This is a genomic window from Cobetia sp. (assembly GCF_983723665.1).
In genome coordinates, this window is sequence record NZ_CFDJES010000093.1 from 1 (window position 1) to 12,109 (window position 12,109).

The following is a 12,109-nucleotide window of genomic DNA, read 5'->3' on the forward strand; positions in this document are numbered from 1 at the left end:
AGCAGGCGCCTCATCCCGAGGCCGGTGAGGCCTTTCTCGACTGGTGGCTGAGTCTGGAAGGCCAGCAGGCGGTGGCCAGCGACAGCCAGCTGGGCGCACTGCACCCCGAGGTGCGTGGCGAGGGCAGCGCTCAGCATATGCGCGAGCAACTGGGCGATGCACTACGTCCGATCGAGATCGGCCCTGGCCTGTTGGCGACACTCGATCGCCTCAAGCAGGCCAGTTTCCTGAGCCGCTGGGTACTGGAATTCGAGGCCCCGTCAGCCACGCAGCCCGAATTGAACCAATGATGCGTGGTGTCAGGGCTGGCTAGCCCCTCCCGTTCTGTAAACGCACTAAACACAGCTCCGAGCCCATCACGCACAAGGCGCCCCGCGGGGCGCCTTGTGCGTGATGCCATGCGGCATTCAATGACATGAGCAGTGGATTCAGCGTCAGCGACCACCGGCATCTCCGCCGCCATCACCGCCATCGGCGTCCGGTGCGGCCTCGCGCAGCCCGGCGTCCTCACGGCCTGCCAGACCCTCGGCGGGCTTGCGACGCGCGATCAGCGCACCACCTTCCCGGTGCTCGCTGCTCTGATACTCCGTGCTTTCCGTCTCGCTGCTTTCCGGTGAGCCGCTGGCGGGGCGCAACGGCTCCGCCGAGGCGCTGCGCTGCTCGACGAGGCGCTCGGTGCCATCGTCGCGATGCAGCCAGACATCCATCTGCTGGAAGGCGACCTTGAGGCCATGCTCACGGAAACGTGCGTCCACCCAGCGGTTGATCTCATCGGTGGCGTAGAGGCGATCGGTCAGGTCATTGACGTAGATGCGCAGCTCGAAACCGAAGTTGTCCTGGTTGTAGGTCAGGCAGAACACCAGCGGCTCCGGGTCCTTGAGCACCCGCCTGTTTTCCTGGGCGGCCTGCATCAGCAGACGATGCGCCAGATCCAGATCACTGCCATGGGCGACACCGAAATTGAGCACCACCCGCGTGACGTTGTCCGACAGCGACCAGTTGATCAGCTGGTCGGTGACGAATACCTTGTTGGGAATGATGATCTCCTTGCGATCGAAATCCGTCACCGTGGTGGCGCGGATCCGGATGCGATTGACCGTGCCATGCAGGTTGCCGATGGTGATGGTGTCGCCGATGCGCACCGGCCGCTCGAACAGGATGATCAGGCCCGAGATGAAGTTGGCGAAGATCTCCTGCAGACCGAAGCCCAGCCCGACACTCAACGCCGCCACCAGCCACTGCAGCTTGTCCCAGCTGACGCCCATGCTGCCCAATGTCATCACGAAGCCGGTGGCCATGATCACGTAGGACAGCAGCGAGGTGATCGCGTAGCTGGAGCCCTGCTTGAGCTCGAGCCGCGACAGGATCGAGACCTCCAGCAGGCCCGGCAGGTTGCGCGCCATCATCACCGCCACGGCGAGGGTGATCATGCCCGCGATCAAGTCCGCCAGCGAGATGGGCGTCGCCGAATCGCCCTCGACGGAAGCGGCGATTTCCCACACCACCACGCTGTCGAGATAGCTGAGCACATTGAGCAGATCGGCCCACACCACATAGAAGATCGACAGGAAGCTGATGACCAGGATCAGCTTCGAGAGACGCAGTGACTGGGAGTTGACCTGCTCCATGTCCAGCGGCGGCTCTTCCACCACCTCGACACCGCCTTCGGCGCCCTCCTGCACCTGGGCACGGCGACGCGCCACGGCGCGACGATAGGCCAGACGCCGCGCGGCGACTGCCAGCCCGCGCACCACGGTGGCTTCCACCAGAATCCAGGCCCCGAACAGGAAGATGGTGGTGATGAAGCGGCCACACAGGCGCAGCGCGGTGTACTCGTAGCCGAGACAGATCAGCACGCCCAGCGCCACCGGCACCAGCGCCATCGCAAGGCCCAGAATCAGTCGGAACAGCTTGAGGCCGAAGAAGGGGACGTGGGCCAGAATCAGTCGCGACAGACAGAAGCTCATCGCCATCAGGCCCACGAACAGAATGGCCAGCCCCAGCGGACGCTCGAGCAGGTTGAGGTCCGCCTCGCTGATGATGTTGGTGGTCAGCACCACCGGCAGCAGCGCGAAGCCCAGCCACCAGATATGACGGCGCAGCTCCGCCACGTAGTTGGCCGGCCACTGGAAGTGACGCTCGGCGACGCCGTCCTTGACCAGCAGGCGGCGGAAGATGGCGAAGATGCCCCACGCCAGCGACAGCTTCAACAGCGCCTGGCCCAACGCCCACAGCATGATGCCCTCGCCCAGCGACAGCACGCCGCCGATCAGCGCCAGCGCCAGCGCGCCGGGGATGGCCAGCAGGACGTTGAGCAGAATGGCGCGCGGCGTATGCAGCTGGGTGTCCTGCTTCAGGCGCCCTATCTGGGCGTGCAGGTCCGCCAGGCGCGCACGGATGCGCGAACGCTTCCAGGTGATGAAGATCAGCAGCAGCAAGCCCGGCAGCGCCACCCACAGGTCACTGAGCTGAAAGCCCTTGGACAGCCCCGCCACCACGCCACGCCAGACGTTGGGCCTGAGCTCCTCGGCGAGCATTTCCGGGGTACGCGACAGCCAGTCGAGATCCAGCGGCTTGCCATTGGCGACCCAGAACAGCTGCTCCTCGATGGTCTGGCGCAGACGCCCTGACACTTCCAGCAGCTGCTGCTGGTTGAGCTGCAGGTCGATGGCGCGTGCCAGCAGGCTGTCGTATTCCTTGTCGAGCTTGTCGACCAGCTCCTTGCGCGCCTCCAGCTGACCGATCAACGCCTGACGCAGCTCGGCGCTGATCTGGCTGACATCGGCATTGCCGCCGGGGCGTTCCAGCGCCGCGGCCTCGCCCAGCACGTAGGAATTGAGATAGCCCGGAATATCGGCGAGCTGCTCACGCACCTTGTTGAGTTCGAACTGCTTGAGGCGCAGGTCGGCGATCTCTTCCTTCAAGTCCTTGCGCACATCGACCTGCGGCAGGCGACTCTGCTGCTCACGCAGGATACGCGCCAGCAGGACGCTGCCCTTGATGGCCTCGATCTGCTCGCTCATGGTGCGCTCGACCTGGGTGACGCGGTCGAGCTGGGTGCGCACCTCCAGCCCATCGCGAATCACGGCGTTGACGCGATCGGTGATCGCCAGCAGCTGGCTGCTGAGTTCGCGGTTGCGGTTGAGCACCTGCTGGAAGATGGGGTTGTCGGCCAGCGCGGCATTCTCGCCACTGGTGGCATCGGCGATGGTCTGCTCGGACTGGTTGCGGCGCTTGTCGTTGACCAGCGTCTGGACCTGCTCCAGGTCCTGCTCCAGATTGGCGATCTGACGGCTGTAGAGGGTCTTGCGCACCTGGGCCAGCTCACGCAGCAGAGAGCTTGAATTGAGCTCTGAATGGCTCAGCTCGCCACGCGTCTCGGCCAGCGCCAGGCGGGCCTCGATCAGGTCACGCCCGGTGCCGGACAGGTCGGCATCGCCGCTGCCACCCAGCTGGGTCTGCAGGCGCTGCACCTGCTGCTGTGCATCGGCCAGGGTCGAGCGCGAACGCTCCGGCAGGCTCTGGGCATTGATCAGGCGCCGATTGGTGTCGGCCAGCTTGTCCTGCAGGTTCTGCAGCGAGTCGAGAATCGAGGTCATGCGCTTGTCCAGCGCCTCGACCGACTCGCCTTCCAGCGAGGCGATGCTGGGCGGGGTGTAGTCCTGAGGCAGGCGCGCCAGCTCGGCCTGCGCCTTCGCCAACTCCGCCGGCGCCTCCTTGACCTCACTCTTGAGGGAATTCAGGCTGCTGGTGGCCTCGGCGAGGTCGTCGAGCACCGTCAGGGTATCCTTGAGGTCCGCGATGCGCTGACGGGTGTCGGCATCCGGTTTCTCGACGCTCTGCAGGTCTTCAAGCTGAGTCTGGACATCAGCACGCTTCGGGGCGTCCGCACTGGCCGTGGCCGGCACCCAGGCCAGCAGCACCATCAGCAGCAAGGCGCCTGCCAACATCATCAGTCTCAAGGACTTGTTACCTGTCACAGCTGTCTCCTCAATGGTCACCACCGCACTTCTTCATCGGCTCTGCTGCCCCGCCAGGCCGCCGCCAGCCATGCAGGATGACATCGTGACCGGCCGCAAACGCGGGCAAGGGCCGCATTGTCGACTGGCGCTGCATCCCACGCAATCCTTGTCGGCAAACGTCCGCCGGCGGCCGCCCAGCAAAGGATGAAGTGGAGATTGAACTAGAGAGTGAAGCGGAGAATGCAGCAAAGAGTGACGGGGCGAGAAAGCGATGCTTGCAGGCCAGCGTGAGCGACATGCATCGTCGCATCGAGGCGACGCACCTGTCGGAATCTTCGTGCTGGAACCGGACACTGCGCCACCAGTAGAATGGCAGACATGTCATGAACATTGCTCCATAATGCGCTGCTCCCCCGCCGCGGTGTAACCGACAGGATATTTCCATGCCCCTCCGCCTTGCCTCCATCGGATTCCGGTCCGTCCCTGCACGCCTCTCGGGAGTGCTGGCCACAGTACTGCTGGGTGCCGCCGCACCGGCAGCGGCCGACGTGCCCTACACCATGGATGCCGAAGGACGCGTGGTACTGGCCAACGGCAAGCGCTTCGCTCCCGAAGCACTGGGCATGACTGCCGCCCAGGCCCGCGCGGGTGCCATGAGTCAGGCTGACTGGCGCGAGCTGGCGGCCTCTGCACCGGGCACGGCGGACGGCGTCGAGAGTGACCCGCGTACCGAGCAGGTCTTCCTCTCCAACCGCGAAGACGCGGATGACGAGCGCTACTCGGCGGAAGCGGCCGAGACCGAGGGGGCACAAGGCCAGAGCGTCGATGCGCCCCTCGATGAAAGCCTGGCCCAGCAGCGCGCCAAGGAGCGTGTCGTGCTGGAGAACGACGCCGAGAAGAATCCGCTGGCCATCACCGCCTACAAGCGCAATTACCTGCTGCCCTGGGCCTACAACACCAACCCGGATGCCAACGGCTTTGCCGAAGTCACCCAGGAAGGCGAGGTGGACAAGACCGAGGTGAAATACCAGCTCAGCCTCAAGGTCGAGCTGATGGATGACATCTTCGGTGACAATGGCGACGTGTTCTTCGCCTATACCCAGCGCAGCTGGTGGCAGGCCTACAACTCCGATGCCTCGGCGCCGTTCCGCGAGACCAATTACGAGCCGGAAGCCTTCCTGCAGTTCGACAATCGTTATGAGCTGTTCGGCTGGACCAATACCCGCAACCGCATCGGTTTCGCGCATCAGTCCAACGGCCGTTCCGACCCGCTGTCGCGCAGCTGGAACCGTGTCTACGCCGACATGATGTTCCAGAACGGCGACTGGGCCATCGCGGTCACGCCGCACTGGCGCGTGCCGGAGGAGTCCGACGAGGACGACAATCCGGACCTCTACAACTACATCGGCTACGGCGACATCACGGTCGGCTATACCTCCGATCAGCACGAAGTCACCTGGATGGTGCGCGGCAACCCCTCCAAGGGCAACTACGGCAACCAGCTCGACTACTCCTTCCCGCTGTTCGGCAAGGTACGTGGCTACGTGCAGTACTACCACGGCTACGGTGAGAGCCTGATCGACTACGACCACAGCGTGAATCGCTTTGGCCTGGGCTTCTCGATCAATACCTTCTTCGCCGGCTCGCCCGAGACCTGATCAAAGAGTTCTGATCAAAAAGTTCTGATAAAAGAACTCGCATGACCCTCCCGCAACGGGCAGCCCAGGCTGCCCGTCTTGCCATCTGCCCTCCGTATGCACCGCCCTTATGTGGACTGCCCATGTGGACCGACCATGTGGACAAGGTGGCACGTCCATGATCCAGATCATGCCTCCCGCACGTGACATGGCGATATCGTGCTCTGTGCGTGTCTTGCCCTTGTGTTTGTCGCATTCGACCCCCACGACTTGTGCATGACCACGCAAGACGCGTCATGACGACGTGCTGACGATGCTTGCAAGAGTCTCGTGCAAGTGGATTCAGGTCATGCCCTGCCGCCTGCGGCGCCCCAGGGAAGAGAGAGTTCGAGAGTCAAGCGCAGACAACACCGCGCTCACCATTCGCGAAATCTGATTCGACATACGGGAAGGAGTTACACCATGGCTATGCAAAAGATCGGCGATCACACCACTTCCGCGACCGGTGCCAACACCGACCAGCTGAAGGAAGATCTGCGCCATCTGTCCCAGACCGTCGAGGAACTGCTGCACGCCTCGGCTGAAGATTCCCGCGAGAGCATGAAGGAAGCCCGCGCCCGCGCCCAGACTCGCCTGGAAGCCACCCGCGCCCGCCTCAGCGCCCAGGGCGATCGCCTCGCCGCCGGCGCGCGCGAATCCGTGGACTGCGCTGATCGCTACGTGCACGACAACCCGTGGACCAGTGTCGGTATCGGCGCGGCCGCCGGTGTCGTCGTCGGCATGCTGCTTGGCCGTCGCTGATGCAGGAGCAAGGGCCGGTTGAACGCGTACTTGGCGCCATCCGACGTCTGACTGCGAGCCTGGTCGAGAGTGGCGAGACGCGCTTGCGTCTCGCCGTGCTGGAGCTCGAGGAAGAGCGCGAACGGCTGTTCGTGATGCTGCTGCTGTCGGGTATCGCCCTGATGCTGATCTGCTTCGGCATCGGCCTGGCGATCCTGCTGGTGGTCGTGACCTTCTGGGATACCCACCGCCTGCTGGCCATCGCCCTGAGCGGCGGTATCCTGCTGGCATTGGGGGGGTTGATCGCCTGGCGCGTCAAGGTGATCGCTTCCCAGCGCAGCCTGCTGCGTTCCACGCTCAGCAACCTGAGCCGTGACAGCGACAGCCTCAAGGATGTGCGTGCCGACGCACTGGAACGCCAGCGCCAACGCGAAAACCTTTGATGCCCCGCCTGCCAGTGCCTGCCAAGGAGGCGAGATGAATTCTTCCAGACAGTCCCTCGCGCGACGCGAGCCGGCGCTGCCCCCCGTGCAGGGGAACGGACGCCGGTCAGCACATCCGCGTGACGCTCGGCGTGCGGAACTCGAAGCACGCATCAGTCAGCAGCGCCTCGATGTCAGCCATGCGATGCGCGAACTCAAGGAGGCCACCGCCCCCATCGACCGCGGCTGGGCCAAGGTCCAGCAATACCGCGGCCCGTTGGTGCTGGTGGGCGGCCTGATCGCGGCGCGGGGCGGGTTCCGGCCAAAGAAGGGCCTGAGCCTGCTCAAGCGCGGGCTGATGAGCTGGGTGATGATTCGCCGTCTGAGAATATTGTTCGACAAATGATCACGGCATTACAGCGAAAGCCCCGCCACCTGGGATTCAGGTGGCGGGGCTTTTTTTCGTCATTGCGACGTGTCGTTCTGTTAACCCTGCCGCGATCAGGCGCTGCGGCTGTCACGCTTGAGCAGATACACGCCCAGATAGAGCACCGCGAAGATCAGCCCCAGCACGGCGGCGGCGCCGAAGACGTTGCTGCCGTCACCGGACAGGAATTCCAGGAAGGACGTCAGGAACTGTCCCAGGAAGATCGCCATCGTCAGGTAGGAGAGATTGCGACCGCGCACCGAGGTGTGGCTGCGCTCCACCGTCATGTGGTTGAGCAAGGGGATCGAGAAGCCGAAGCCCATGCCGGACAACACGGCACCGACGCTCATCAGCGTCATGTTCTCGGCCTGCTGGAAGAGGAACAGGCTGCCGGCATAGAGCAGGAAGGCCAGCACCAGCGTCGGCATCTCACCCAGGGCACGCGACACCTTCGGCATCAGCATCGCCGCGACCACCGCGACCAGCGAAATGCCCGCCAGGAAGATACCGGTGGCCGCTTCATCCAGCCCCAGCAGATTCAAGCGCATCGGCAGCATGACGATGGCGGTGAAGAACAGCGTCAACGAGATGGCCGCGGCCAGGTAGACGCTGGTCAGCGAGGAGGACAAGGCCTCACCGCCGGCATTTCCGCTCTCCTCGGCAGGCGCTTCAGGCGACTGCTTCGGCACCATCATCCACAGCATGGCCAGCAGTACCCAGGCTATCAGATAGAGGGCGAAGGGCCACTGCCAGGCGATCCCCGCCAGCACACCACTGACGAACAGGAAGATCACCCCGCCAAGCTCGATGGACATGCCCTGCTGGGCGATCATCGCCAGACGCGCATGGCCGTGATACCACTCGGAGATCAGCGTGGTGCCGCCCGCCATCACCACGGCGGTCACGCCGCCGAGCAGAATGCGATCGGCGAACACGACGACGGTGCCTTCCAGCAGTGCGCCACCCGCGCCCAGCACGCCATACAGGAACAGCCCGCCCACCAGCGAGCGATAGGCACCGACACGATCGATCATGCGCCCGGCGATGGGCGCGAACAGCACGGCGCCCAGCGACGGCAGGGTAATCAGCCAGCTGGCATGGCTCTCCACCTCAAGCGCCGAGGCGATGCTCAGAAGCCCCGGCGCGACCACGGTTCCCACCATGATGGTCAGACAGGCGATGGCCAGCAGCGTGAAACGGCCGCCGGCAGAAAGCGGTTGTGAGGGTCCGCGCGTATCCTGCGCGGCCACTCCACTCGTTGATGTCGTCATATTGGCTCCACTCGAATTCAGAACCCTCCTGTCAGCCGCTACGCGCCCCGCCTGCTCGCTTGCTTGTCTGCTTGCGAGGCAAAGCCAGCGGCAAGCAGCAAGAGACAGGAGACAAGGCGAGACGGCAGAGACTGACGAAGGGAGGTTTGGCAGGCCTTCAGACTAGCGAGTGCAGGCTTATAATAGAAATGACAATACTTGATATGACTTATACTGACTGAACATCAATCAGCCACGAGGGCCGGCATGGAACTCCGCACACTGAAAACCTTCGTCTCGGTGGCGACGCACAGAAGCTTCTCGGCCGCCGCCCGCGAGCTGCATACCGTGCAACCCGCCATCAGCCGCCAGATCGCCGATCTCGAAGCCGAGCTGGGCGTCAGCCTGCTATGGCGCAATACGCGGGAGGTGAAGGTGACGGCACCGGGGGAGGCATTGCTGGAAGAAGCGCAGCGCATGCTGGCGCTGGAGGCTCAGGCACGCAAGCGCGTGGCGATGGCTGCCAGCGGCCAGACCGGCACACTGCGCATCGGCTACATGAGCTCGGCCTGCGCAAGCTTCGTGCCCGGACTGATGCGCGACTTCGCCAGCGACCATCCCGAGGTCAGCCTGTCATTGCATGAGATGAGCGCCCAGCAGCAGCTGGATGCCTTCGCGCGTGACGAGATCGACATCGGGCTGTCGCGCCCGCTTCCCAGCGAGCAGCGTGACAGCCTGACCGCCCTGGCGGTCTACGAGGATAGGCTGATGGCGGTGGTGCCCGAGGGGCATCGTCTGGCGCACCGCAAGCGACTGGCCCTCAGCGAGCTTGCGCAGGAAGATTTCGTGCTGTTTCAGCGCGGGCAGGCGACGGGGCTGTTCGATCAGATCATCAGTGCCTGCGGCGATGCCGGCTTCTCGCCGCGCATCCAGCGCCAACCGGCCTTGATGCAGACACTGCTCAGTGAGGTGGCGGCGGGACTGGGAGTCGCCATCGCGCCCGGCTGCATTCGCCGCCTGCAACGTGATGGCTGCCAGTTCATTCCCCTGCGCCCGGCACTCGGCGCGGTACCGCTGGAGCTGCACTACCCGACCACACCGGTCCGCCCGGTAATCGAGGCCTTTGTCGCGCTGGTCGAGCAGCGCCTGCCCGCCATCCGCCAGCAGATGGCGTGAGACGCAGCCAGTGGCGAGAAGGTGCCGGTCAGCAGTTCAGCCCGCAGGCCACCGCCGAGGACCACGCCCACTGGAAGTTGTAGCCGCCCAGTTCGCCGGTGACATCCAGCACCTCGCCGATGAAGGCCAGCTGCGGCAGATCGCGCACGCTGAAGTCCTTCTGCGAGATGGCATCGGTGACCACGCCACCCATGGTGACCTCGGCGGTGCGCCAGCCTTCGGTGCCCGCCGGCTTGAGCTGCCAGTGATTGAGTGCCTTGGCCAGCTGCTCGAGACGCGCGTTGGAAAGCTCGGCGAGGCTGCGCTCGCTGATGCGACCGGCGTCGGCGTCCTGCCACTCGACCAGCGACTGGGCGAGGCGCTTGGGCAGGCGCTCGCCAAGCCAGGGGCCGATCTGGCGCTTGGGATGCTGCTCGCGCAGGGCCAGCAGCTCGGCGTAGGCATCCACGCCCGGCAGCAAGTCGATGCTCAACGGCTGCCCGGGCGTCCACCAGCTGGAGGCCTGCAGCATCGCCGGACCGGAAAGCCCGCGATGGGTGATCAGCATCGGTTCGCGATAATGGCCCTTGCCGGCGGTGACGCTGACGTCACAGGCAAGCCCTGACAGCGGCGACAGACGCTCCTTCCACTGCGAGGTCAGCGTGAATGGCACCAGCGCGGCGTAGGTATCGGTGACCTCGAGCCCGAACTGGCGCGCGATGTCGTAGCCGAAGCCGGTCGCGCCCAGCGTCGGAATCGACATGCCGCCGGTGGCCACCACCACGCGCCCTGCCGTGTGCGTACCATTGCTGGTCTCGACCCGCATGCCCTCGCCCGCGCGCTCCAGCGAGGTGATGCGCGTACTCAGGCGAATCTCCGCCCCGGCCCATTCACACTCCGTCATCAGGATCGCCAGCAGGTCCTTGGCGGAATCGGCGCAGAACAGCTGTCCCGGCTTCTTCTCGACGTGCTCCAGCCCATGACGCTCCACCAGTTCTAGGAAATGGTGCGGCGTATAGCGCTTGAGCGCCGAGATGCAGAAGTGCGGATTGCGCGAGAAGAAGTTGGCTGGGCCGGCATCCAGATTGGTGAAGTTGCAGCGCCCACCGCCGGACATCAGGATCTTCTTGCCGGCCTTGTTGGCGTGGTCCAGCACCAGCACGCGCTTGCCCTGATAGCCTGCCGTGGCGGCACACATCAGGCCTGCCGCGCCTGCGCCGATGATGATGACGTCATATGTGGCCATGCGGGACACTCCGTGAAGCGAAGAAAGGAAAGGAAATCGGCTGTGCAGACACACGCGGGCCGGCATTCTACCAGAAGCCTGCCGCAGCCAGCGGCCGGAGATGGGAAACAAGACACCCCCATCGTCAGAGACGATGAGGGTGTCTTGTCAGACCGGACAGACTAGCCAGTCATGGCGAGTCTCAGACGATGACGCCCTGGCTGCGCAGGTAGTCGTCGTAGGTGCCGGAGAAGTCGACCACGCCATCGGCCTTCAGCTCGATGATGCGGGTGGCCAGCGAGCCGACGAATTCGCGGTCGTGGCTGACGAAGATCAGGGTGCCCGGGTAGTTTTCCAGCGCGAGGTTGAGTGCCTCGATGGATTCCATGTCCAGGTGGTTGGTCGGCTCATCCATCACCAGCACGTTGGGCTGCTTGAGGATCAGCTTGCCGAACAGCATGCGGCCCTGCTCGCCACCGGAGATGACCTTGACCGACTTCTGGATGTCGTCATTGGAGAACAGCATGCGACCCAGGGTGCCACGCACGACCTGCTCGCCGCCGCCGGTCCACTGCGCCATCCAGTCATAGAGGCTCATGTCGTTGGCGAAGTCATGGGCGTGGTCCTGCGCGTAGTAGCCGACGTCCGCGGCGTCGGTCCACTTCACTTCACCGGCGTCCGGGTGCATCTCGCCGACCAGGGTGCGCAGCAGCGTGGTCTTGCCGATGCCGTTCGGGCCGATGATGGCGACACGCTCTCCGGCGGCGACCGTGAAGCTGAAGTTCTCGAACAGGGTGTTGCCGTCGAAGCCCTTGGAGAGCTTGTCGATCATCACCGCGTTGTTGTGGACCTTCTTGGTCTGCTCGAAGCGGATGAACGGGCTGACGCGTGAGGACGGCTTGATCTCGTTGAGCTGGATCTTGTCGATCTGCTTGGCACGCGAGGTCGCCTGCTTGGCCTTGGAGGCGTTGGCGGAGAAGCGGCTGACGAAGGACTGCAGCTCGGCGATCTGCGCCTTCTTCTTGGCGTTGTCGGCCTGCAGCTGTTCGCGCGCCTGGGTGGCAGCGGTCATGTACTCGTCGTAGTTGCCCGGGAACAGACGCAGCTCACCGTAGTCCAGGTCCGCCATGTGGGTGCAGACACTGTTCAGGAAGTGACGGTCGTGCGAGATGATGATCATGGTGCTGGCACGTGCAGTCAGCACGCCTTCCAACCAGCGGATGGTGTTGATGTCCAGGTGGTTGGTCGGCT

The 12,109-nt window shown here is 64.4% G+C and carries 9 protein-coding genes and 1 pseudogene; 6 read left to right on the top strand and 4 right to left on the bottom strand.

Annotation, left to right across the window (positions count from 1 at the left end; genetic code table 11):
- Nucleotides 1-290, top strand: a pseudogene (locus tag AC4FAH_RS10150) (ABC transporter substrate-binding protein); the annotation flags it as partial.
- A gap of 144 nt (nucleotides 291-434) precedes the next feature.
- Here AC4FAH_RS10150 and mscK read toward each other — a convergent pair.
- Nucleotides 435-3,980, bottom strand: a complete 3,546-nt coding sequence (gene mscK / locus AC4FAH_RS10155; protein ID WP_279839587.1) for a mechanosensitive channel MscK — start codon at nucleotides 3,978-3,980, stop codon at nucleotides 435-437.
- A 425-nt stretch (nucleotides 3,981-4,405) separates the two neighbouring features.
- Between mscK and AC4FAH_RS10160 the strand changes: the two genes are divergently transcribed.
- The 4 genes from AC4FAH_RS10160 to AC4FAH_RS10175 all read left to right on the top strand — a co-directional run bounded on the left by AC4FAH_RS10160 (nucleotide 4,406) and on the right by AC4FAH_RS10175 (nucleotide 7,207).
- Nucleotides 4,406-5,620 carry a phospholipase A gene (locus AC4FAH_RS10160; RefSeq protein ID WP_225347195.1) on the top strand — a complete coding sequence of 405 codons (1,215 nt, stop codon included), beginning with the start codon at nucleotides 4,406-4,408 and terminating at the stop codon, nucleotides 5,618-5,620.
- Nucleotides 5,621-6,061: 441 nt separating this feature from the next.
- A complete protein-coding gene (locus AC4FAH_RS10165; RefSeq protein WP_082388358.1) occupies nucleotides 6,062-6,400 on the top strand; it encodes an ElaB/YgaM/YqjD family protein in 339 nt (112 codons plus the stop codon).
- A complete protein-coding gene (locus AC4FAH_RS10170; protein ID WP_225347196.1) occupies nucleotides 6,400-6,822 on the top strand; it encodes a phage holin family protein in 423 nt (140 codons plus the stop codon). The genes AC4FAH_RS10165 and AC4FAH_RS10170 overlap by 1 nt, the downstream gene beginning before the upstream one ends.
- Before the next feature lie 34 nt (nucleotides 6,823-6,856).
- A complete protein-coding gene (locus AC4FAH_RS10175; RefSeq protein WP_225347197.1) occupies nucleotides 6,857-7,207 on the top strand; it encodes a YqjK-like family protein in 351 nt (116 codons plus the stop codon).
- A 95-nt stretch (nucleotides 7,208-7,302) separates the two neighbouring features.
- Here the strand turns inward: AC4FAH_RS10175 and AC4FAH_RS10180 are convergent, their stop codons facing one another.
- Nucleotides 7,303-8,499 carry an MFS transporter gene (locus tag AC4FAH_RS10180; protein WP_490245977.1) on the bottom strand — a complete coding sequence of 399 codons (1,197 nt, stop codon included), beginning with the start codon at nucleotides 8,497-8,499 and terminating at the stop codon, nucleotides 7,303-7,305.
- A 246-nt stretch (nucleotides 8,500-8,745) separates the two neighbouring features.
- On the opposite strand from AC4FAH_RS10180, the gene AC4FAH_RS10185 reads away from it, so the two are divergent.
- Entirely contained in the window at nucleotides 8,746-9,654 is a 909-nt protein-coding gene (locus AC4FAH_RS10185) for a LysR family transcriptional regulator (protein WP_131432642.1), read from the top strand.
- Between the two features lie 28 nt (nucleotides 9,655-9,682).
- Here the strand turns inward: AC4FAH_RS10185 and AC4FAH_RS10190 are convergent, their stop codons facing one another.
- Together AC4FAH_RS10190 and AC4FAH_RS10195 are read right to left on the bottom strand one after the other, a co-directional pair.
- The gene (locus AC4FAH_RS10190; RefSeq protein ID WP_225347200.1) at nucleotides 9,683-10,879 is read right to left on the bottom strand and encodes a BaiN/RdsA family NAD(P)/FAD-dependent oxidoreductase; all 1,197 of its coding nucleotides are present in this window, start codon (nucleotides 10,877-10,879) and stop codon (nucleotides 9,683-9,685) included.
- A 181-nt stretch (nucleotides 10,880-11,060) separates the two neighbouring features.
- Nucleotides 11,061-12,109 (bottom strand): ATP-binding cassette domain-containing protein (locus AC4FAH_RS10195; RefSeq protein ID WP_490245978.1); only part of this gene is annotated, 1,049 nt, incomplete at its 5' end.